Below are 19,738 nucleotides of genomic sequence, written 5' to 3' on the forward strand. Positions count from 1 at the left end.
ATCAGAGCTGCGAGAGCTTGGCCAGCATCTGGTCACTGGTGGAGATGGCCTTGGAATTCATTTCATAGGCGCGCTGGGTCTGGATCATGGCCACCAGTTCTTCCACCACGTTCACATTGGACGATTCCAGAAAGCCCTGCATCACCGTGCCCAGATTGTTGGAGCCGGGTGTGCCCGCCTGCGGCGTGCCCGAGGCCGGGGTTTCACGGAACAGGTTCTCACCCAGAGGCTCCAGGCCGGCGGGATTGATGAACGATGCGGTGTTCAACTGGCCGATCTGCTGGGGCGTGGCGCTGCCGGACACCGTGACTTCCACCAGACCGGTCTTGCTGATGCTCAGGCGGGTGGCGTTGGCCGGCACCGTGATGCCGTCCAGCAGCGGGTAGCCGCCGGCGGTGACGAGCTGGCCGGTGCCGTTCTTGCTGAAGGTGCCGTCACGGGTATAGGCCGTGGTGCCGTCGGGCATCTGGATCTGGAAGAAACCATCGCCGCTGATGGCCACATCCAGGTCCTTGCCGGATTCCAGCGGTGTGCCCTGGGTGAAGTTGCGGGTGGTGGCCACGGTGCGCACACCCAGGCCCAGGTGCATACCGGTGGGCAGCGTGTTTTGCTCGTCGGCCTGGGAGCCGACCTGGCGCATGTTCTGGTAGATCAGGTCTTCGAACACGGCGCTCTGGCGCTTGTAGCCGGTGGTCGAGACGTTGGACAAATTGTGCGAGACCACGTCCATGTTGGTCTGCTGGGCCTGCATGCCGGTCTTGGCAATCCACAGGGAATTCATCATGGCAAGGGTTCCTTCCGTATTCGGTGTGTGGGCTGCGCGCGGATCAGCCGTTCATGCTCAGCAGCTGGCTGGCCGTCTTGTCATTGCTCTCGGCCGTCTGCAGCATCTTGATCTGCTGCTCGAACTGGCGCGAGGCGGCGATCATGCCCACCATCTGTTCGACGGCGTTCACGTTGGAGCCTTCCAGGGTGCCGGCCACCAGGCGGGCGTTGCCGTCGTTGGGCAGGTCGCCGTCCACGCCGCGGAACAGGCCGTCATCGCTGCGCTTGATGGTTTGCTCGGCGGTGGGCGTGACCATCTTGAGGCGGCCGATGCTCATGGGCGGCTGGTTGGGCAGCGTGGCCACCACGGTGCCATCGGCCCCGAAATTGAGCTTGGCATTCTGGGGAATGTCGATGGGCGTGCCGCCGTCGGACAGCACCGGCAGGCCGGTGGCGGTGACCAACTGGCCCTGTTCGGTCACTTCCAGTGCGCCGTTGCGGGTGTAGGCCTCCATGCCGTCCATGCCCTGCACGGCAAACCAGGCATTGCCACGGGCCATGAGGTCGGTGTTCTTGCCGGTGGTCATGGCGGGCCCGGGGGTTTGCAGGTGGCCGGACGTGGCGTCCAGCGCAAACACGCGGGTGGAGGAGCCCTGGCCTTGGACGGGGACCGAACGGAATGTGGTCATTTCCGAGCGGAAGCCCGTGGTCGAGGCGTTGGCCAGGTTGTTGGACAGCACCGCCTGCCGCTGGGCAGCGGCGTTGGCACCGGTCATGGTGGTGTAGATGATGCGGTCCATTGCAAACTCCTAATTGCGCGTGTCGGGTTGCGCTTAGCGCAGGTTGACCAGGGTCGAGAAGATCTGGTCCTGGGTCTTGATGGTCTGCGCATTGGCCTGGTAGGCGCGCTGCGCGGTCATCATGTTCACCAGCTCGGCGGTCAGGTCGACGTTGGACTCTTCCAGCGCGTTGCCCTGGATGTCGCCAAAACTGCCGCTGCCTGCCGATCCATAGACGGCGGGGCCGGAATCATTGGAGGCGAGCCAGTTGTTGTTGCCGTCGGGGATCAGACCCTGGGAGTTGGTGAATTTGGCCAGGGCGATCTGGGCTTCGGCGCGGGTGACACCATTGGAGTAGGACGCCATCAGCGTGCCATCCTTGGAGACATTGACGCTGGTCAGTTCGCCGGAGGCATAGCCGTCCTGCGTCAGCTTGGCCACGGACCAGGCGCTGCCGAACTGGGTGGCCTTGGTCAGGTCCATCTTCACCGCGAAGGGGCTGGCGGCACCCGTGGTGGGGGTGATGGTCAGCTCGAACGGGTCGGTGGCCGCTGCGGGCGGTGCCGGCGTGGCGCTGGCCAGGGTGCCGTCGGTGTTGAAGGTCAGCGTGCCGATGGGGTCGGTGGCCGTCAGGCTGTCATAGACCTCCCAGCTGTTGGGGCCGGTCTTCTCGAAGTACACCGATGCAGGATGGGCCACGCCCAGGCTGTCGAAGACCTGCAGCGAGGTGCCGTAGGTGGCACGCGGCGTGGGTTCGATGGGAGGGGTGGCCGTGGCGTCGCCCGCGGCCAGGTTGGCGCGTGCATCCAGGTTCAGGATGCCCGTCACGCTGGTGGTTTGCTTGGCGGGGATGGGCGCGCCGGTGGGGAAGGTCAGTTCGGTCAAGGCCACGCTGTTGCGCAGGCCGGTGATGGGGTCCACGGTGTAGCCCATCACCTTGTCGCCGTTGACGGTCTGCAATTCGCCGCTCTTGGTCAACTGGAAGTTGCCGGAGCGCGTGTAGGCCATGCCGCTGGAGGTGTTGACCACGAAGAAGCCGTCGCCATTGATGGCCATGTCCAGGCCGTTGTTCGTCGGAACGATCACACCCTGACTGAATTGCTGCGACACGGCGGACACGCTCACACCGATGCCGGCGTTGCTGCCGCTGGCGGCGCCCATGGCGCTGGCCACCATTTCATTGAATTCGGCACGCGAGGACTTGAAGCCCGTGGTGTTGCTGTTGGCGATGTTGTGGCCAATGACGTCCAGGTTCTTGCTGGAGGCGTTCAGGCCGGAGAGGCCGTGATAAAAACCCATGGTGTGTGCTCCTCGAAGAGATGTGATTTCCGGTCTTAGAAGACCGACTTGACGCCGCTGTAGTCGACGGTGGCACCGCTGCCCAGCTCCAGCATCAGCTTGCCGTTGCTCACCGTGGCGGCGACGACGTTGCTGGCGGTCAGTGGCGTGACCTTGACGGTGCTTTCCGCGTTAGAGGCCTTCACGCTGTATTGCAGCTGCGACTTGTCGCCGGTGTATTTGCTGCCGTCCCAGGTGAAGTAGTTGCGGCCGGCATCCAGGCCGGTCATCTCGACCGTATCCACCAGCTCGCCCGAGGCGTTGGTGATGGTCACGGTCACGTTCGCCGCCTTGCTGTCCAGCTCGAAGGCGGCCGTGGCCTGGCCTTCTTCGGTCACCGCCAGGCCATTGCCCTCGGTCAGCACGGTGTGGCCGATCAGGCTGCTGCCTTGCAGCATCTGCATCTGGTTGAACTGGCTGGTCACGCTGGAGACGGTGTCGTTGAGCTTTTCGATGCCGCTCACCGTGCTGATCTGCGCCATTTGCGAGGTCAGCTGGGCGTTGTCCATGGGATTGGTGGGGTCCTGGTTTTTCAGCTGGGCCACCAGCAGGGTCAGGAACTTGTCCTGCATTTCCTGCGCGGAGGTCGCGCCGGAGCTGCTGGAAGAGGAAGAAGAGCTGTTGGAGCTGACGCCGTTGATCATGGGGTCCTACTTTCTGGTGCTGCGGGCGGTTACTGGCCCAGCTGCAGCGTCTTGAGCAGCAGCGTCTTGGCGGTGTTCATCACTTCCACGTTGTTCTGGTAGGAACGGGAAGCGGAAATCATGTTGACCATCTCGTCCACAGCATTGACGTTGGAGTGGGTCACATAGCCCTGTTCATCGGCCAGCGGGTGTTCGGGGTTGTGTATGCGGCGGCCGGGGGTGTTGTCTTCCTCCACGCCCACCACCTTGACGCCGGCCGAGCCGTCCTTGCCCATGGGGGCGGTCTGGAAGACCACTTCGCGGGCCTTGTAGACATCGCCGTTGGGGCCGGCGACGGCATCCACGTTGGCCAGGTTGGAGGCCACGACGTTGAGGCGTTGCGACTGGGCGCTGATGGCGCTGCCCGAGACGCTGAAGATGGAGAACATGGACATGGTGGGTTCCTATTCCTGGCGGTGCGTGAATTACTGGCCGGTGATGGCGCTGAGCATGGTCTTGGACGAACCGTTCAGGAAACGCAGCGTGGCTTCGTAGCGCACGGAGTTGTCCACGAAGTTGGCGCGTTCGCGGTCCAGGTCCACGGTGTTGTTGTCCATGCTGGGCTGGGAGGCGATGGAGTAGCCCAGCGTGGAATCCTGGTTATGCCCGGTCTTGGCGGCAGGCAGCGGAATGTGCTGGGCGTGGCTGACGCTGCCGGCGCGCTGCTGCTGCATCTGGGCGGTGGGCGGTTCGGTGGCCTCACGCAGGGTCTTGCCAAAGTCGAAGTCGCGGGCCACGTAGCCCGGCGTGTCGGCATTGGCGATATTGCTGGAGAGCATGCGCTGACGCTCGGCGCGCAGCACCAGTGCGTTGCTGTGGAAATTCAATCCGCCGGTCATTTTGTCGAGCATGTGTTCCTCTCGCTTGCAATAGATGGCATCCATGCATCGACAGGACGCAGGAAGTGGGCTGATTATGGAAATCGGGTGGTTTTTCTAAAGCGCGAAGAACTGGGGCTTGGGCCTGCAGTTCCCGGGTTTGCGCGCAGGCATCTGGCTCTACATTGCTGACATCGCCTCGAAAGGGTTCGGGGCTGTCTGCTATATGAAAGCCTGCTCCTGATGTCTTTTGCCCGCTGTGTTGCCTTCTCTGTCGCCACTTTCTGCCGCAAGCAGGGTGTGCTGGCGGCAGCGTGCGCGCTGGCAGCGGTGTCAGTGCAGGCTCAGAGTCTGGAGCAGGTCAGCCAGCAATGGCTGAACAACGCGCTGGCGCAAGGCAGTGCTTCGCCGCAGGAAATGCCTTTGCGCCTGGAGGTGGAGCTGGGAAGACTGGATCCTCGCCTGAATCTGGCGCCGTGCGCCCGCATGGAGCCTTATCTGCCCAATGGCTCCAAGCTGTGGGGGCGCACCCGCATCGGTATCCGCTGCCTGGAAGGCAGTCGCCTGTGGAATGTGTTCATGCCTGTCACGGTCAAGGCCTGGGGCCCTGCCTGGGTGCTGACCAACAATGTCGCCCTGGGCGATGTTTTGGGTGCTCAGGACGCCATGCAGTCCGAAGTGGACTGGGCGGCCGAAACGGCCGCCGTGATCGCCTTGCCGGACGACTGGGTCGGGCAGAGCGCCGCCCGGTCCCTGAGTTCGGGGCAGACCCTGCGCCAAGGCATGGTCCGCGCGCCGCAGCTGTTCAAAGCTGGATCGCCGGTCAAAGTGGTGGCTGGCGGCACAGGATTTCAGGTGACTTCGTCTGGCCAGGCACTTTCTGCCGGAGGGCAGGGGCAGGCCGTACGCGTTCGCATGGATAATGGCCGGATTGTCTCCGGTACGGTCAATGCGAGAGGGGAAGTCGTCGTCAACCAGTAGGCGGACGCCGTTTCGAAAAGAAACACTCAAGTTTTCCGGCGCCCCGCCGATAGACTGGATATCAAGCCCGCAAGCGGGCACTGGAGCACATATGAAGGTCGGACAAAACGCAGAGCGGCTGGCACAGCTGCAACAAACACAGATTCAAGCCGCGGCAGACAAAAAGGCCGGTACGGCCGGTGAAGCCCTGCAGCGCACCACCCAGACCGCCGCGGCCGGCGTGCCGGTGACGGTGTCGGATTCGGCGCGTTCACTCGATGTGAATGCCAAAAACCAAGGCGACATTGATGTCGCCAAGGTGCGCGCCATGCGTGAAGCCATTGCCAACGGCACGTTCTCGGTGAATGCCGGCGCCGTGGCAGACAAGCTGCTGGGTGATGCCAGCGACTTCCTGCGCCCTGTCTCCCGCTGAGATCTTCGCCCACCGGCGGCTGCGGCCCGCTCTTGCATGTTCTGCCTTCCGACCTTCGGCAGACCTGCATCGGCGGGCTTTGGCATTTCTGGCCCGGTGCCGCACAATGCACTCATTTTCTGACGGACGGAATATCGCGCTATGCAACTTGAAGAAGCCTTGAACCACGTGGAAAGCCAGGTCCAGCTGATGGCCGCCTCGTTGACCGGCCAGGAAGGTGTGCCGGCTCCCGATGTGGTGAGTGAGCGCTTGCGCAGCTGTATGGTGGCTTTTTCCGGGCTGGCGCAGAATTTCACGCCAGAGCAGTTCACCCCGGCATTGCGCCAGCGCATGCAGGTGATCTCCCAGACCCTGGCCCTGCAGCGCGAACACCTGGTGCGCATGGGTGCCATCACGGCACAGCAGGCCCAGGTCCTGGTGCCGCAGCAGCGCGATGGCCACACCTATGGGGAGATGGCATCGACGGCCGCACCGCAAGGCGGACGGGCGGCGGTTTCCAAGCTCTATCACATCAGCGGCTGACGCTTTCAGCACCTCAAAACAAAAAAGCCAGCGCATGCGCTGGCTTTTTTTGTGAGGAGTATTTCCAGCCTGTTCAGCGGCTGGAATGCTTTTTGTGGGGGGTAGCTATGCCGCATGCGGCCAGCAAGTTCACCCCAAGGCAAAGGTGTTCAGTGGGGGCGCATCTTGGTGCGCAGTCGGGCAATGGCCTGGCTGTGCAGCTGGCAGACGCGGGACTCGGTGACTTCCAGCACGGCGGCAATCTCCTTGAGATTCATGTCGTGCTCGTAGTACATGCCCATCACGTACTTCTCGCGCTCCGGCAGGCCTTCGATGGCTTGCACCAGAGCGGTGCGCAGCCGGTGGTCGCGCAGCATGGCCATGGGGTCACTGCTGCTGTCGGCCACATAGCGGTCCAGATAGCCTTCGTCGTCGTCCTGTCCGGGGGACAGGTCTTCCAGGTAGAACAGCTGCGTGCCGCGCACCTTGCCCAGCAGGCTCTGGTACTCGTCCAGCGGCAGGTCCATGGCTTCGGCGATTTCAGACTCGCGGGGCGTGCGGCCCAGCCGCTGCTCCAGGCGGCGGATGGTGACTTCGATGTCTTTCTGCCCTTTGCGCGAGCTGCGGCTCATCCAGTCGCTCTCGCGCAGTTCGTCGAGCATGGCGCCGCGGATGCGCTGGCTGGCAAAGGTCTCGAATTGCACGCCCTGGGCACTTTCGTAGCGCGACAACGCTTCGGCCAGACCGATCATGCCCACCTGGATCAGATCGTCCAGTTCCACGTTCGGAGGCAGCTTGGCGATCATATGGTGCGCAATACGACGCACCAGCGGGGCGTGCTGGCGGATCAGCGCGTCACGATCAAGCTGGCCATGGGCGGTGTACATCGGGTCAATGGCTCCAATCGGTAGGCTGGGCGGCGGCCTGCTGCGGCATTCCCACCGCTTCGGCTTGCTCCAAGCATTGTAGCGACCAGCGCTGCAGTTGCCGGGGGTTATCAGGGTTCAGTTGCATGACGAGAGGCTCGACATGCAGGTGGTGCATGGCGCACTGCACCACGGCCTGCAGATTGCGGGCGAAACCCGTGTCCGGCGACATGGAAACCAGCTTGGCGGTCAGTCCGGTGTGCATCAGCATGTGCTTGAGCGCGCGGTAGCTGCGCAGCACGCTGCGGCCCTGGGAGGGCACCATCAGCAGCGGGGACTGGCTGGCGCCGTGCAGCACCGGGCTCAGGATCTGTTCCGGGGCAATGATGATGACCAGCGCATGGTTGCGCAAGTGGCGGTGCAGCAGGTCCAGGGCGCGGCAGCCTTGCTGGCGGGCACGGTGGGCCAGTTGCAGCAGGCCGCGGGCGGCCGGCAGGGTAGCCACGCTGTGGGCGCCTTCGGTGCCCACGGGCAGGGCGCCAAAGCCGCTGCCGCTGTGGGGCTGCAGCAGATCCTGCAGGCCCGGCGCATCGGCAGTTTCCTGCTCGGTGCCGTCCAGCACGATGACCGGATAGCCCTGTTGTTGCAGGTGGGTGCAGGCGCTCCACAGGGCCTGGGTACCTGCCAGATCACCGCCGGGCAGCACGCTCAGCACGCGCAGCGGGTTGGCGGCGGCCTGCCACTGCAGGCCGGAACCTTGGTGGCTGCTGCTCTCAAGCATGCAGGCCTCCGGCGCTGCGGGGCGATTCCGCAAAGAAGAAGTCCAGATCCAGGGCCGAGGGGTCGAAGGCCGAACGGGTGTGGGCGCGCATCGACGAGGCGATCAGTTCCTGGGCGTTGGCGCGCTCGAAGTCTTCGGGCACGCGCTGGCCGTTGGTGATGCCGCGCAGCTGCATCTGGTGGCGCACCAGGGCGTCCAGGGCCGGGCCCAGCTTCACGGCTTCGTCCACCTTGGACAGGATGGTCTGCTTGCAGCCGTTGCGCTTGAAGGCGCCCAGCGATTCGTCCAGCGTATCGCCCTGGCTGCCGGCGTTGACTACCAGCAGGCGTTGCACGCCCGGCAGGTCCAGCACGTCCAGGATGTCGTCCTTGCGCGGATCGCGCGGGGCTACACCGGTGGTGTCGATCAGGACCATTTTCTTGCCGGACAGCAGGCTCAGCAGGTCCTGCAGTGCGGCCTTGTCATGGGCCAGGTGGGCCACCACACCCAGCATGCGGCCGTAGGCGCGCAGCTGTTCGTGGCCGCCGACACGGTAGGTGTCCAGCGTGATCAGGCCAACATTGTGGGCACCGTGCACCTGGGCCGCCAGGGCGGCCAGCTTGGCGGCCGTGGTGGTCTTGCCCACGCCGGTGGAGCCCACCAGGGCGAAAACGCCACCGGTTTCGTAGATGGAGGCCTGCTTGGCGTCGGTGTGCAGATTGCGCTCCAGCACGTTCATCAGCCACTTCAGGGCTTCGGCCGGGCCGGCGTTCTGGGGCATGCGCTCCAGCAGGGTGCGGCCCAGCGCGGGCGAGTAGCCGGCGCGGATCAGCTTGACCATCAGGTTCGAGTGCAGCGGGCTCTGGCGCGTCTGGTTCAGCCACGACAGGGTGTTGAAGCGCTCTTCAATCAGGTCCTTCATAGACTGCAGCTCACCCATCACCTGGGTGTTCAGCGCAGGGGCGGCCGGGGCGGGCTTGCGCGTCTCGACCGGCAGTTCAATGGCCATGCCGCGCAGCGGGTTGTGCTTGACCACCGTGGGGGTGGTGGGCAGCGGTGCGGTGTCGCGCACGGCATCCAGACGGTTCTTGCGGGCAAAAGTGGGCAGTGCCGGCACTTCTTCTTCCATCTGGGCATCGGGGCCACGGCGGCGCAGCATGCGTTCGCGCACATAGTCCTGGAAGGACAGGGTGCTCATGCTCAGCTGTTCGGTATCTTCTGCCACGGACTGCTTGGCCGAGGCCTGCAGCGCCTTGGGGGGGCGGGTTTCATCGGCATCGCGCGCCTGGATGGCTGCCTGCAGGCGGTTGCTGGTGCGGTTGCCTTGGTCCAGCTTGCCCAGACCGTCTTCCGACGTGGCCATGACTTCCACGCCGGTGGAGGTGGCGCGGTTGGCAAGGATCAGTGTGCCTTCCCCAAAGACGGCCCGCGCTTTGGCCAGGGCCTCACGGGAGGTGGGGGCGGTAAAGCGTTGGATGTTCATGCGGATGCACCTTTAAGAATGGGACCAATGCGGATGGTGTGCGTTTCGGGGATCTCGCTGTGGGCGAGCACCTGCAGTCGAGGAGCGACACGGCGCACCAACTTGGCAATGGTGTTGCGAATGGAGTCTGGAACCAGCAGGCAGGCGGGCATGCCCATTTCTTCCTGGCGGTTGGCCACTTCGGCGGCGCGCTGGGTCAGGACGTCGGCGACGCCGGGGTCCAGCGAGGGCGCTGCGGGGTTGGCCAGGGCCTGAACCAGCAGGCGTTCCAGGCCGGGCTCGATGGCGATCACGTTCAGTTCGCGGGTCGGGCCGTAAATTTGTTGGACGATGGCGGGCGACAGCGCAATGCGCACGCGGCGGGCCAGTTCCATGGGGTCCTGGGTCGAGCCTGCATGCTCGGCCAGCGTTTCGATGATGGTGCGGATGTCACGGATGTGCACCGAGTCCTCCAGCAGCAGCTGGAGCACTTTTTGGAACGTCGTGATGGACACCATTTTGGGAATGACTTCTTCGATCAGCTTGGGTGCCAACTTGGCAACATGCTCCACCAGCTGCTGCACCTCAGTGCGGCTGAGCAGCTTGGAAGCCTGGACTTGCATCAAGTGTGACAAATGCGTCGCCATCACAGTTTCCGAATCAACGACCGTAAAACCAGCCATTTGCGCCGCTTCCTTCTGGCGCTCATCGATCCAGTGGGCCGGCAGTCCGAAAGCGGGGTCGGTGGTGGGGGTTCCGATCAGCGGCGTGCTGATGCCACCCGGGTTGATGGCCAAGTACATGCCGGGGAAGGCTTCGCCTTCGCCCACCATCACGCCGCGCAGGGTGATGCGGTAGGCGCTGGGCTTGAGCTCCAGGTTGTCGCGCACATGCACGGCGGGGGGCAGGAAGCCCACTTCCTGGGCAAACTTGCGGCGCACACCCTTGATGCGGGTCAGCAGGTCGCCCTGGCGGTTCTTGTCCACCAGTGCAATCAGGCGGTAGCCCAGCTCCAGGCCCAGCAGGTCCACGGGCTGCAGATCGTCCCAGGTGGCTTCGCTGTCTTGCTGGGTGGCGGCCACGGCGGCCTGCTTCTGGGTGGCACCGGCGGCCTGTTCGGTCTTTTGCTGTTGCTTGCGGTGGGCCAGCCAGGCGGCGTAGCCGAAAGCTGAACCCATGGCCAGGAACACGACGTGGGGCATGTTGGGGATCAGGCCCAGCAGCACCAGAATGGCGCCAGTGATGCCCAGCGCACGGGGCGAGGCAAACATCTGGGTGGCAATCTGCTTGCCGGTGTCGCCGTCCTTGCCCACGCGGGAGATCACCATCGCCGAGGCCACGGAAATCAGCAGGCCGGGAATCTGGGCCACCAGCGCGTCACCGACGGCCAGCAGGATGTAGCTGTTGGCGGCGTCGCCCGCCGACAGGCCGTGCTGGGCCATGCCGATGATGAAGCCGCCAATGATGTTGATCACCAGAATCAGGATGCCGGCCACGGCATCGCCGCGCACAAACTTGGAGGCACCGTCCATTGAACCGAAGAAATTGGCTTCTTCGCCCACTTCGGCGCGGCGGCGCTTGGCTTCGGCTTCGTCGATCAGGCCGGCATTCAAGTCAGCATCCACGGCCATCTGCTTGCCGGGCATGGCGTCCAGGGTGAAGCGGGCCGAGACTTCGGCAATCCGCTCTGCACCCTTGGTGATCACCACGAAGTTAATCACCACCAGGATGGCGAACACGATCAGACCCACGGCAAAGTTGCCACCGATCAGGAAGTGGCCGAAGGCCTCGATCACTGCACCCGCCGCGCCGGGGCCGGTATGTCCTTCCATCAGCACCACCCGGGTGGAGGCTACGTTCAGCGACAGGCGCATCAGGGTGGTCAGCAGTAGCACCGAAGGGAAGGCAGCAAAGTCCAGTGGCTTGATCATGTAGGCCGCCACCATCATCACCATCAATGCAATGGCGATGTTCAGCGTGAAGAAGGTGTCCAGCAACCAGGGTGGAATGGGCAGCACCATCAGCGCCAGGATGGCAATGACCAGAATCGGGGCCGACATGCCCTGCAGTGCACTGCCATGCTTGCCTGCCATCTGCTGGATGTTCTTGATCATTGCGGAGCTCATGGTGCGGTGCTTTCCGTGGTGGGTTCAGGGGCGGTGCGCAGCTTGGTGTGCGGGTCCAATTCAGGCGGGACTGGCGGTTGCACCAGTTCGCCCGGGGGCGGGGCTTCGCCGCGCAGCGAGGCCTTGAGACGGTAGACATAGGCCAGCACCTGGGCCACGGCGGTGTACAGCGTGGACGGGATGGCTTGGTCGAGTTCGGCGTTGGCGTAGAGCGCACGGGCCAGCATGGGCGATTCGAGCACTGGAATGTCGTGGGCCTTGGCCACTTCGCGGATCTTCAGTGCCACCAGATCGGCTCCCATGGCGATCACCTGGGGGGCGGCCATGGTGGCTTCGTCGTAGCGCAGGGCCACGGCGTAGTGGGTGGGGTTGGTGACCACGAAGTCGGCCTTGGGCACGCGGGAGACGGAAGCGCGGTGTGCCATTTCACGCTGTTTCTGGCGGATCTTGCCCTTGACTTCAGGGCTGCCTTCGGATTCCTTGTGTTCCTGCTTGACTTCCTGGTGGCTCATCTTCAGGCGGCGCTTGAACAGGAAGTTCTGCAGCGGCACATCGATGATGGCGACCATGAAGACCACCACCAGCATCAAGGCCATGCCGCCGGCAATCCAGTCGCCCACCTTGGACAGCGCCGAGCGGCTGGGCTGCAGGGGCAGGGTGGCCAGTTCGGGAATGCCGGAGCGCAGATAGAACCAGCCCACGAAGGCCAGCACGATGGTCAGCAGCACATTCTTGGCGGCCGTGACCAACTGCTGCATGGACACCAGGTTCTTGATGCCTGACAGCGGGTTGATGCGGTTGAATTGGGGGGTGATGGGTTTGAAGCTGAGCACCCAGCCACCGGCCAGCACGCCAGAAATGATGGAGGCGGCCGAAATCAGCACCCCCAGAATCAGCACGGCCGTCAGAGCCAGGATGGACATGTCCACCAGGCGTTCCACCATCAGCTGGGGCGACAGGATGGTGCTGGCGTTGAAGGACAGCTGGCGCGCCATGGCTTCGTGCATGTGGCCGACCAGTGAAGGGCCGCCAGCCAGGACCGCCAGCGCGCCGACGCCCATCACCGTCAGGTGACCGAGGTCGCGGGAGCGTGCAGCCTGACCGTCTTTGCGGGTCTTCTGCAGTTTTCGCTCGGTAGCGGGTAGGTTTTTGTCTTGGCTGGATTCCATGGCGGCATGGGGGAATGTCCATGCCATTGTCCGCAGCGGTGTCTGCGGCGATGCCGTGAAAAGCGGGGTCGGGGGTGCGTTATTCCCGGATAGCGGACGCCGAAAAACCGCTGGAGTCTGCTAGCGTCGGCAGACATGAGCCTGCTGATGGCTCCCCTAACGGGCGCTTTGCGCGTCGCTGCACCCCGTCATCCGGGTGAGCGCGACGGGTGCTTCGCGGTGCGGACACCGGTGGCGCAGGGCCGAGCCCAGTCGGGGGAGGCGCAAGCCGGGCGGCAGTGCCGCCGCAGCTCAGAAACCCAGGCTGGCCAGCAGGTCGTCCACTTCCGACTGGGAGGTGACCACGTTGGGCGTGTTGTCCGGGTCCACCACCGGGCCTTGCAGCGCCGGGTGGCCGTCGGCCGTGAACTCGGCAGCCGGTGCAGCAGCAGGCTCCACCTCCGGGACGGTCGCCAGCACCGCTGCCGCTGCCGGTGCGCTGTGCACGGGTGCCGTCTGCAGCAGCAGTTCGACCAGCTGCTCTTCCAGGCTGGACGTCAGCTTGACCACCTTGGCGATCACCTGGCCGGTCAGGTCATGGAAGTCCTGGGCCATCATGATTTCGGTCAGGCGGCTGTCCAGGCGGGCGTTGGCCGCGTCCATGGCTTCCAGGTGGTTCATCACATGGCCTTTGGCCACGGCCGCCACGGGATCGGCCACCAGGGCCTCACGCATTTTCTGCGTCTGCTCCACGATCTGGCTGTGTTCGTCCTTGGCCGTATCCACAATGCCCAGCACCTTTTCCGCTGCTTCGCCGGTCAGGCGGGCGATGTAGGTCAGGCGGCTTTGGGCATCCGGCAGGGCATTCACGGAGCCCTGGAGACGGTCGGCGTAGCCGAGTTCTCGCAGCGAATCGTGCAACTGCCGGGTCAGCAGGCCCAGCTTGTTGTGCACATCTCCCTGGTCGTAACCCCCGGGGAGAGGTGTATTCGGCGCTTCATCCATGGGCTTACATCCCCATCTTTTTCAGCACCAGATTGACTTTTTCTTCCAGCGTGGCCTTGGTGAAAGGCTTGACGATGTAACCTGCAGCGCCACCCTGGGCGGCCGCCACGATGTCTTCCTTGCGGGCTTCGGCGGTCACCATCAGCACCGGCAGGTGCTTGAGCTTCTCGTCGGCCTTGATTTCGGTCAGCAACTGGAACCCGTTCATATTGGGCATGTTGATGTCGGTCACCACGAAGTCGAACTTGCTGTTGCGCAGCTTGTGCAGGGCTACCACGCCATCTTCGGCCTCATCGGCTTCGGTGAAGCCGCTTTCCTTGAGCAGATTGCGCACGATACGGCGCATGGTGGAGAAGTCGTCAACGATCAAAAAGCGAAGGGGATTGGCCACGTGAGGACCCTTTCGGTCGAAATAGCTCTGTTATCAATGATGTGCCGGTGCGCATACTAAGCGACAAATTGTCACAAAGATGGCGCGCTCGGTACAGGATTGTCCTGCTTATCGGCAGGTTCAATAGGTTCCTTGACCGCATGTTTGCCCAGCAGCCGTTCTTCGGCCTCATGGGTCAGTACGGTGATGGTGATGCGGCGGTTCTGGGGCGCGCGCGGTTGGTCCGGGTACAGCAGATCACTGGCAGCCAGGCCCACCACGCGGGCCAATTTGTCGTCAGGCATGCCGGATGACACCAATTCGCGGCGCGAGGCATTGGCGCGGTCGGAGGAGAGCTCCCAGTTGCTGTAGCCCCGCTGGCCATTGCCATAGGGGGCCGAGTCGGTGTGGCCGGCCAGGCTGATGCGGTTTTCCACCCCGCCCATGGCGGTCCCCACTTCGCGCAGGATGTCGCGCATATAGGGCTTGAGGATGGCGCTGCCGATGTCGAACATGGGGCGGTTCTGTTCGTCCACGATCTGGATCTGGAGGCCGTCAGGGGTGACATCGATGCGGATCTGCGACTTGTATTCGTTCAGCGTGGCATTGCTGCTGATCATGGCGTCGATCTTGGCGCGCAGGGATTTGATGCGCTGGGCATCCTGCTGCGCGCGGATCTGGCGCGATGTGCTGTCCATCTTGCGGCGGTCGTTGTTTTCGTCCGCGTCGGAGCGGCGGATCTGACCGTGCACCTTGGCCAGGTCATTGCCGCCGCCGGGAATGATGCTGGAGCTGTTGCCCGAGCCATCGCCGCCGGCCATCGAGACCTTCAGCGGCGAATTGAAATAGGCCGCAATCCCCTGCAGATCGCCTTTGGCGGTGGAGCCCAGCAGCCACATCAGCAGGAAGAAGGCCATCATGGCCGTCATGAAGTCAGCGTAGGCAATCTTCCAGGCTCCGCCATGCGCGCCGTGGGCGGCTTTCTTGACGCGCTTGATGATGATGGGCTGGAGTTTTTTTTCGGTCGCCATGTGCGTGGGCCTTCTTCTTTACCGCTGGAGGCTTACTTCTGGCCCTTGACGTGCTCTTCCAGCTCCACAAAGCCGGGACGCTCGGTCGAGAACAGCACCTTGCGGCCGAATTCAATGGCTGTGGGCGGGTTGTAGCCCTGCATGCTGGCGATCAGCGTGCACTTCACACATTCCAGCTCCTTGGAGCCGTCCTGGAAAATCTGTTCGATCACGCCGGCCAGCGGCTCCACCAGCCCATAGGCCAGCAAGATGCCGAGGAACGTCCCCACCAGGGCGGACGCGATCATGCCGCCCAACACGGACGGAGGCTGGCCCACGGAGCCCATGGTGTTCACCACCCCCAGCACCGCGGCCACGATACCGAAGGCGGGCAGCGCCCCAGCCAAACGTTGCAAGGCCGCAACAGGGCGGTGGGTTTCCTGGTGGTGGGCTTCGATTTCGTTCTCCATCAGCGTCTCAATTTCGTGCGAATTGAGATTGCCGGAGACCATCATCCGCAGGTAGTCGGTGATGAATTCCACCAGATGGTGGTCGGCCAGGATGTCAGGGTACTTCTGGAACAACGGCGATTCGTTGGGCTCTTCCACGTCCGACTCGATGGCCATCAGGCCTTCCTTGCGGGCCTTCTGCAGCAGGTCGTACAGCAGGGCCAGCAGGCTCATGAACCGGGCTTTGGTGTACTTGGAGCCTTTGATGGCCAGCGGAATGGCAGCTGCTGTGGCCTTCAGCACCTTGGGCTGATTGCTCACGATGAAGGCGCCAAACGCCCCGCCACCAATGGTGGCCATTTCAAAAGGCAGTGCCTTGCCCAGCACGGACATGTTGCCACCGTGCAGAGCGTAGACGCCGAAGATGCAGCCGAAGGCCACGAGGTAACCGATGAGGACAAGCATGAGGAGGATTCTGTCAGTCAGCAGGCCGAGCTAAGGGGGGAAGAAGCGGCGGAAAAATGCGCATCTTCGGCGCTTGGGGAGGATCTTATCGAGGGAGACTTGGCTAGGCTAGAAGTGTATTCTGGTCAACAGATATTTCGATTTCTTTCATCACTTGCTATATGACAACGCTTGACCAAGCTGTGGTTGCTTCCGAGCCGGTGCCGGCCCTCTCCCATGTGCTGAATGACATCAATGTCAGGCTGATCGGGAAGAACAAGTTCTTGCCGGCGCTGACCGAGCTCATGTGCCTGACCAAGGACCATGTGACGAGCGCTAACTTATGGTTAGTGATCGGTGTGGTGTACGCGCGGATGTCGTACTGGACGGCCGCCATCGGGGCGTTGGAAACAGCCATTGCACTGGATGAACGGGTGCAGGGCGCTCACCCATTGCTGGCGCTGGCGGTGTTCAGCATCGGTCGGCGGGAGCAAGCCTGCCAGATGGTGGATGAGGCGTGCAAGCGCTCTAAGGAAAACAACGCGTGGATGCTACGTGCGTACATCCATGCACATTCCTCCCGCAGTTCGGAGGTGGCGCTGAAGGTCGCACAGGACTGGGGGCGCCGTTTTGCCGATCCGCTCACACGCAAGGCCAAGCCGCTGGTGGTGCGGGATCGCAGTCCACGGAAGAAGTTAAAGATCGGTTACGTCACGGCCGATTTTCGAGAGCATTCGGTGGCATTTTTCATGGAGCCCGTACTGAAATTTCATAACCATGAGGAGTATGAAATTCATGTGTACTCCAACGGGCCATGGGATCACTTCACGCCGAAGCTGCGGATGCATGTTCAGCATTGGGACGATGTGATGGAGCTGTCCGACAAGGAGCTCACGCAGAAGATTCGGGATGATGGAATCGATGTGCTGGTCGATTTGTCTGGATATACGCAGGGTCACAGATTGGGGGTTTTTGCACAGAGGGCGGCGCCTGTGCAGGCGACATGGGTGGGTTATATCCAGCCATTGGGCATGAAGGCGATGGACTACCGGCTAGTGGCTCCAGGTTTAGTGCCTCCTTCTTTGGCTCCGTACTTTTCCGAAGCACTTTTCCAGTTGCAGGCGTCGGCTTGCTATGAGCCTCCCGCTTACGCACCCTTGTGCGAAGTCCCGCCGATGGTGCGCAATGGCTATCCGACGCTGGTGTCGCCCAATAGCTCGGCCAAGATCACCGATCAGATGTTGCGGTTGTGGGCCCGTATTCTCCATGAGCGCACGGATGCGCGGCTCATCATCATGGTGAAGGAGGGGGATGCCGATGCCGCCCAGGCCGATATGCAGCCGCGTGTGGAAGCGGCAGGATTTCCGCTGGACCGGGTATCGGTGATGCACCAACAACCACTTAACCATTTCATGGAAGTGGGGCATATCGCCGACATCATGCTGGATACGGCTCCTATATCAGGAGGTACGACAACTTTGCATTCCTTGTGGATGGGCATGCCTGTTGTTACGTTGGATGCTGAAAGAGCCGTGGATGCTAGTAGTGCCTATCTACTGCGTGAGCTTGGTCTTGAGACAGAGATTGCCCAGACCGAAGAAGAATATCTACAGATTGCAATGCGTTTGATGGCAGATCCGGAGCGGCTGTGCGTGCAACGTGAAAACATTCGCGCACATATGCGTTCCAGTATTTTTATGGACTACGCCGCTTATGCGGCCGATGTAGAGAAAAGCTTTCGCATCATGTGGCTCAACTGGTTGCGCGGAGACAAGCGCGATTTGAGCCTGGATGTGGATGTCGAAGCCGAGATGGCCCTTTCCGAAGGGCGTGCCCCATGACTGCGGGGCATGTCGCACCCACAGGAGGATATATGCCAGAGCCAATTCCTCTGCTGGTGCCTTGTGTGCCAGCGCCACATGAGCTTCTTCCTTGGTTGGAGCGCATGCATGCTGCGCGCCATTACTCCAATTTCGGGCCATTGGTGTGCGAGCTGGAAGCGACATTCGCAACGCAATTTCAAGTCGCGGGCGCACAGGTCACCACAGTCGCCAATGCCACACTGGGGTTGGAGCTGGTGCTGCAGGCCCTGGACCTGCCTGCGGGGTCGCGGATTTTGCTGCCGTCCTTCACTTTTGTGGCAACGGCCACTGCCGTGCTGCGTGCAGGCCATGTCCCTGTGCTGGCCGATGTGGATGCAGACAGCTGGATGCTGACCCCTGATATTGCCCGTGCCGCCCATGCCGCCATGCCGGTCGCTGCGGTGGTGCCTGTGGCGACCTTTGGCATGCCGCATGACATGCAGGCATGGCAGCAGTTTGAAACGCTGACAGGTTTGCCTGTGGTGATCGACGCCGCAGCTGCCTACGGAAGCCAGTGGCTGCACAACGGAGAGGGCACACTGGTTTTCAGTCTCCACACCACGAAAAGCATGCCGGCGATCGAAGGCGGCCTGGTGGTTTCCTCCCGACCTGGGCTCACCGCCAAGGTGCGGCAGCTTTCCAATTTCGGTATCAACCTGGAACCGGCGGCAGGGGTGCCTGTCGGCACATTGGCCGGCGCAGGGACCAATGCCAAAATGAGCGAATACCATGCTGCGGTGGGCTTGGCTTCGCTGCAGCAGTGGGAGCGCCATGCGCATGACCGCAAGGCGCTCCAAACCGATTTAATGCAATTCCTGAACCAATGCAGCGGTCACAGCCTGCAGTGGCAGGGCGATGGTACGGGTGGGGCGCTGAAGGCCCCCACATTGTTGTGCCCGCGGTTGCCCAGTGCACACATTCGCAGTCAGCTGGAGCAGATCTGTGCACAGGAAAAAATCACCGTGCGCCGGTGGTACCAGCCTTTGCTGCAGTATATGCCGGCACTGCATTCGCGCTGTCTGGTATTGCCGACGCCTGTGGCCCACCAGCTGGCCGATACCTTGCTGGGATTGCCCTTCTTCTTAGGGATGACGGCAGAGCAGCGCGAGCGCGTGGGCAATGCCGTGGCTCGTGTGCAGTGGGCGTCGCGGCCGTCAGGGCGCCTGGCGGCATGCGTTGCCCACACCATGCCGTTGCCGGCGTAATGCCTAGCGGTTGCCACGCTCGCACACCAGCATGATGCTGGAGCAGAGATCGGGGTACTGCTGGCCAAGCTGGTAGCAGCCTTCCAGGTATTCCTTGGAAATAATGTCGGTTTGCAACAGGCGGTCCCACTGGAAGTTGGCCAGAGCCTTGAAGAAGATGCCCGACCGATGGACGACACGCAGCCCGGCGCGAGAGGCGTCGCGCTCCAGCGTATCCAGCGCATAGGTAATCCGGTGGCCGTGCTCGGCTTCGGCCGGGGTTACCGCAGCATTGTGCGAGATCAGTCCCATCTTGACGGCGATCTGGCGCGATGGCGCGTTGGCATTGGGGCAGACCAAGAAAAACCGCCCGGTTTCGCTGAGCCATTCGCGGTTCACGCGCTGCAAGACCTGGACTGGATCATCGAGATGTTCCAGTACATGGGTCATCACGATATTGTCGTACTGGCGTGGCAGGTTGATATGTTCAAACATACCTTCGACTTGCTGAATCCGATTTCCCAGACGCTTTTTTGCGATGGCGATTGCATCGCTGGATGCTTCCACGCAGGTCACATCATCAAAATGCTGCAGCAAGCGTTCAGTGAATTTTCCTTGGTAGCTGCCTAGTTCAAGTAGATTCCCTGGCCGGAGAAAAGTACTGAAAGACTTGAGCATGTATGGGTGCATGATGTCAAAGTCAAAGCTGTAAGCGTACTTCTCATGAGCTGCATTGTGCTTATCGCTCAGTTCGGTATTGAAATTTCGCATGATT

21 protein-coding genes are annotated in these 19,738 nt (G+C 62.5%); 5 read left to right on the forward strand and 16 right to left on the reverse strand.

The window, feature by feature from the left end; translation table 11 throughout:
- Position 1: 1 nt before the first annotated feature.
- Genes flgG through flgB form a run of 6 tightly spaced genes read right to left on the reverse strand, consistent with a single transcriptional unit; the run spans position 2 to position 4,416 of the window.
- The gene (gene flgG / locus B3349_RS08415; RefSeq protein ID WP_291588221.1) at positions 2-784 is read right to left on the reverse strand and encodes a flagellar basal-body rod protein FlgG; all 783 of its coding nucleotides are present in this window, start codon (positions 782-784) and stop codon (positions 2-4) included.
- A gap of 43 nt (positions 785-827) precedes the next feature.
- Positions 828-1,565, reverse strand: a complete 738-nt coding sequence (gene flgF, locus B3349_RS08420; RefSeq protein WP_291588222.1) for a flagellar basal-body rod protein FlgF — start codon at positions 1,563-1,565, stop codon at positions 828-830.
- Between the two features lie 33 nt (positions 1,566-1,598).
- On the reverse strand, positions 1,599-2,843 hold the full coding sequence (gene flgE / locus B3349_RS08425; protein ID WP_291588223.1) for a flagellar hook protein FlgE: 1,245 nt from the start codon (positions 2,841-2,843) through the stop codon (positions 1,599-1,601).
- A 35-nt stretch (positions 2,844-2,878) separates the two neighbouring features.
- The gene (locus B3349_RS08430; RefSeq protein WP_291588224.1) at positions 2,879-3,526 is read right to left on the reverse strand and encodes a flagellar hook assembly protein FlgD; all 648 of its coding nucleotides are present in this window, start codon (positions 3,524-3,526) and stop codon (positions 2,879-2,881) included.
- Between the two features lie 29 nt (positions 3,527-3,555).
- Positions 3,556-3,960, reverse strand: coding sequence for a flagellar basal body rod protein FlgC (flgC, locus tag B3349_RS08435; protein WP_291588225.1), 405 nt, complete (start codon positions 3,958-3,960; stop codon positions 3,556-3,558).
- A gap of 30 nt (positions 3,961-3,990) precedes the next feature.
- A complete protein-coding gene (flgB, locus tag B3349_RS08440) occupies positions 3,991-4,416 on the reverse strand; it encodes a flagellar basal body rod protein FlgB (protein ID WP_291588226.1) in 426 nt (141 codons plus the stop codon).
- Positions 4,417-4,626: 210 nt separating this feature from the next.
- Between flgB and flgA the strand changes: the two genes are divergently transcribed.
- From flgA to B3349_RS08455, 3 genes are all read left to right on the forward strand, one after another.
- Positions 4,627-5,364, forward strand: coding sequence for a flagellar basal body P-ring formation chaperone FlgA (gene flgA / locus B3349_RS08445; protein WP_291588227.1), 738 nt, complete (start codon positions 4,627-4,629; stop codon positions 5,362-5,364).
- Between the two features lie 91 nt (positions 5,365-5,455).
- The gene (flgM, locus tag B3349_RS08450; protein ID WP_066541717.1) at positions 5,456-5,776 is read left to right on the forward strand and encodes a flagellar biosynthesis anti-sigma factor FlgM; all 321 of its coding nucleotides are present in this window, start codon (positions 5,456-5,458) and stop codon (positions 5,774-5,776) included.
- Positions 5,777-5,917: 141 nt separating this feature from the next.
- Positions 5,918-6,298: a hypothetical protein gene (locus B3349_RS08455; protein ID WP_066541719.1), complete on the forward strand. Its 381-nt coding sequence runs from the start codon at positions 5,918-5,920 to the stop codon at positions 6,296-6,298.
- Between the two features lie 149 nt (positions 6,299-6,447).
- Here B3349_RS08455 and B3349_RS08460 read toward each other — a convergent pair whose 3' ends face one another.
- From B3349_RS08460 to motA, 9 genes are all read right to left on the reverse strand, one after another.
- Complete coding sequence (locus B3349_RS08460; protein ID WP_066541721.1) at positions 6,448-7,164, reverse strand: RNA polymerase sigma factor FliA; 717 nt, start codon at positions 7,162-7,164, stop codon at positions 6,448-6,450.
- Positions 7,165-7,168: 4 nt separating this feature from the next.
- Positions 7,169-7,924, reverse strand: a complete 756-nt coding sequence (locus B3349_RS08465; RefSeq protein ID WP_066541724.1) for a hypothetical protein — start codon at positions 7,922-7,924, stop codon at positions 7,169-7,171.
- Positions 7,917-9,386: a flagellar biosynthesis GTPase FlhF gene (gene flhF, locus B3349_RS08470; protein WP_291588228.1), complete on the reverse strand. Its 1,470-nt coding sequence runs from the start codon at positions 9,384-9,386 to the stop codon at positions 7,917-7,919. Before flhF ends, B3349_RS08465 begins: the two co-directional genes overlap by 8 nt.
- Complete coding sequence (gene flhA / locus B3349_RS08475; protein WP_291588229.1) at positions 9,383-11,491, reverse strand: flagellar biosynthesis protein FlhA; 2,109 nt, start codon at positions 11,489-11,491, stop codon at positions 9,383-9,385. Before flhA ends, flhF begins: the two co-directional genes overlap by 4 nt.
- The gene (flhB, locus tag B3349_RS08480) at positions 11,488-12,660 is read right to left on the reverse strand and encodes a flagellar biosynthesis protein FlhB (RefSeq protein ID WP_291588230.1); all 1,173 of its coding nucleotides are present in this window, start codon (positions 12,658-12,660) and stop codon (positions 11,488-11,490) included. Before flhB ends, flhA begins: the two co-directional genes overlap by 4 nt.
- 291 nt (positions 12,661-12,951) lie before the next feature.
- The gene (locus tag B3349_RS08485) at positions 12,952-13,644 is read right to left on the reverse strand and encodes a protein phosphatase CheZ (protein WP_291588231.1); all 693 of its coding nucleotides are present in this window, start codon (positions 13,642-13,644) and stop codon (positions 12,952-12,954) included.
- A gap of 4 nt (positions 13,645-13,648) precedes the next feature.
- Positions 13,649-14,035 carry a chemotaxis response regulator CheY gene (gene cheY, locus B3349_RS08490; protein ID WP_066541731.1) on the reverse strand — a complete coding sequence of 129 codons (387 nt, stop codon included), beginning with the start codon at positions 14,033-14,035 and terminating at the stop codon, positions 13,649-13,651.
- A 71-nt stretch (positions 14,036-14,106) separates the two neighbouring features.
- Positions 14,107-15,045 carry a flagellar motor protein MotB gene (gene motB, locus B3349_RS08495; RefSeq protein ID WP_291588232.1) on the reverse strand — a complete coding sequence of 313 codons (939 nt, stop codon included), beginning with the start codon at positions 15,043-15,045 and terminating at the stop codon, positions 14,107-14,109.
- 32 nt (positions 15,046-15,077) lie between these two features.
- Positions 15,078-15,938: a flagellar motor stator protein MotA gene (gene motA / locus B3349_RS08500; protein ID WP_291588233.1), complete on the reverse strand. Its 861-nt coding sequence runs from the start codon at positions 15,936-15,938 to the stop codon at positions 15,078-15,080.
- 161 nt (positions 15,939-16,099) lie between these two features.
- Between motA and B3349_RS08505 the strand changes: the two genes are divergently transcribed.
- Both B3349_RS08505 and B3349_RS08510 read left to right on the forward strand, forming a co-directional pair.
- Positions 16,100-17,758 (forward strand): O-linked N-acetylglucosamine transferase, SPINDLY family protein, encoded by a 1,659-nt coding sequence (locus tag B3349_RS08505; protein ID WP_291588234.1) that lies wholly within the window; start codon positions 16,100-16,102, stop codon positions 17,756-17,758.
- Positions 17,755-18,984 (forward strand): DegT/DnrJ/EryC1/StrS family aminotransferase, encoded by a 1,230-nt coding sequence (locus tag B3349_RS08510; RefSeq protein ID WP_291588235.1) that lies wholly within the window; start codon positions 17,755-17,757, stop codon positions 18,982-18,984. Before B3349_RS08505 ends, B3349_RS08510 begins: the two co-directional genes overlap by 4 nt.
- Before the next feature lie 3 nt (positions 18,985-18,987).
- Here the strand turns inward: B3349_RS08510 and B3349_RS08515 are convergent, their stop codons facing one another.
- Complete coding sequence (locus tag B3349_RS08515; RefSeq protein ID WP_291588236.1) at positions 18,988-19,734, reverse strand: class I SAM-dependent methyltransferase; 747 nt, start codon at positions 19,732-19,734, stop codon at positions 18,988-18,990.
- Positions 19,735-19,738: the final 4 nt, after the last annotated feature.

The organism is Comamonas sp. UBA7528, assembly GCF_002479375.1.
Taxonomy (GTDB): domain Bacteria; phylum Pseudomonadota; class Gammaproteobacteria; order Burkholderiales; family Burkholderiaceae_C; genus Comamonas.

What these genes read in the sequence shown, in the direction of transcription:
- flgE (WP_291588223.1), bottom strand. Translation starts at nt 2,843, where the DNA reads ATGGGTTTTTATCACGGCCTCTCCGGCCTGAACGCCTCCAGCAAGAAC.
- B3349_RS08510 (WP_291588235.1), top strand. Translation starts at nt 17,755, where the DNA reads ATGACTGCGGGGCATGTCGCACCCACAGGAGGATATATGCCAGAGCCA.
- flgG (WP_291588221.1), bottom strand. Translation starts at nt 784, where the DNA reads ATGATGAATTCCCTGTGGATTGCCAAGACCGGCATGCAGGCCCAGCAG.
- motB (WP_291588232.1), bottom strand. Translation starts at nt 15,045, where the DNA reads ATGGCGACCGAAAAAAAACTCCAGCCCATCATCATCAAGCGCGTCAAG.
- B3349_RS08515 (WP_291588236.1), bottom strand. Translation starts at nt 19,734, where the DNA reads ATGCGAAATTTCAATACCGAACTGAGCGATAAGCACAATGCAGCTCAT.
- flgB (WP_291588226.1), bottom strand. Translation starts at nt 4,416, where the DNA reads ATGCTCGACAAAATGACCGGCGGATTGAATTTCCACAGCAACGCACTG.
- motA (WP_291588233.1), bottom strand. Translation starts at nt 15,938, where the DNA reads ATGCTTGTCCTCATCGGTTACCTCGTGGCCTTCGGCTGCATCTTCGGC.
- flhF (WP_291588228.1), bottom strand. Translation starts at nt 9,386, where the DNA reads ATGAACATCCAACGCTTTACCGCCCCCACCTCCCGTGAGGCCCTGGCC.
- B3349_RS08465 (WP_066541724.1), bottom strand. Translation starts at nt 7,924, where the DNA reads ATGCTTGAGAGCAGCAGCCACCAAGGTTCCGGCCTGCAGTGGCAGGCC.
- flgA (WP_291588227.1), top strand. Translation starts at nt 4,627, where the DNA reads ATGTCTTTTGCCCGCTGTGTTGCCTTCTCTGTCGCCACTTTCTGCCGC.
- B3349_RS08455 (WP_066541719.1), top strand. Translation starts at nt 5,918, where the DNA reads ATGCAACTTGAAGAAGCCTTGAACCACGTGGAAAGCCAGGTCCAGCTG.
- B3349_RS08460 (WP_066541721.1), bottom strand. Translation starts at nt 7,164, where the DNA reads ATGTACACCGCCCATGGCCAGCTTGATCGTGACGCGCTGATCCGCCAG.
- flhB (WP_291588230.1), bottom strand. Translation starts at nt 12,660, where the DNA reads ATGGAATCCAGCCAAGACAAAAACCTACCCGCTACCGAGCGAAAACTG.
- flhA (WP_291588229.1), bottom strand. Translation starts at nt 11,491, where the DNA reads ATGAGCTCCGCAATGATCAAGAACATCCAGCAGATGGCAGGCAAGCAT.
- flgC (WP_291588225.1), bottom strand. Translation starts at nt 3,960, where the DNA reads ATGTCCATGTTCTCCATCTTCAGCGTCTCGGGCAGCGCCATCAGCGCC.
- B3349_RS08430 (WP_291588224.1), bottom strand. Translation starts at nt 3,526, where the DNA reads ATGATCAACGGCGTCAGCTCCAACAGCTCTTCTTCCTCTTCCAGCAGC.
- flgF (WP_291588222.1), bottom strand. Translation starts at nt 1,565, where the DNA reads ATGGACCGCATCATCTACACCACCATGACCGGTGCCAACGCCGCTGCC.
- B3349_RS08485 (WP_291588231.1), bottom strand. Translation starts at nt 13,644, where the DNA reads ATGGATGAAGCGCCGAATACACCTCTCCCCGGGGGTTACGACCAGGGA.
- flgM (WP_066541717.1), top strand. Translation starts at nt 5,456, where the DNA reads ATGAAGGTCGGACAAAACGCAGAGCGGCTGGCACAGCTGCAACAAACA.
- B3349_RS08505 (WP_291588234.1), top strand. Translation starts at nt 16,100, where the DNA reads ATGACAACGCTTGACCAAGCTGTGGTTGCTTCCGAGCCGGTGCCGGCC.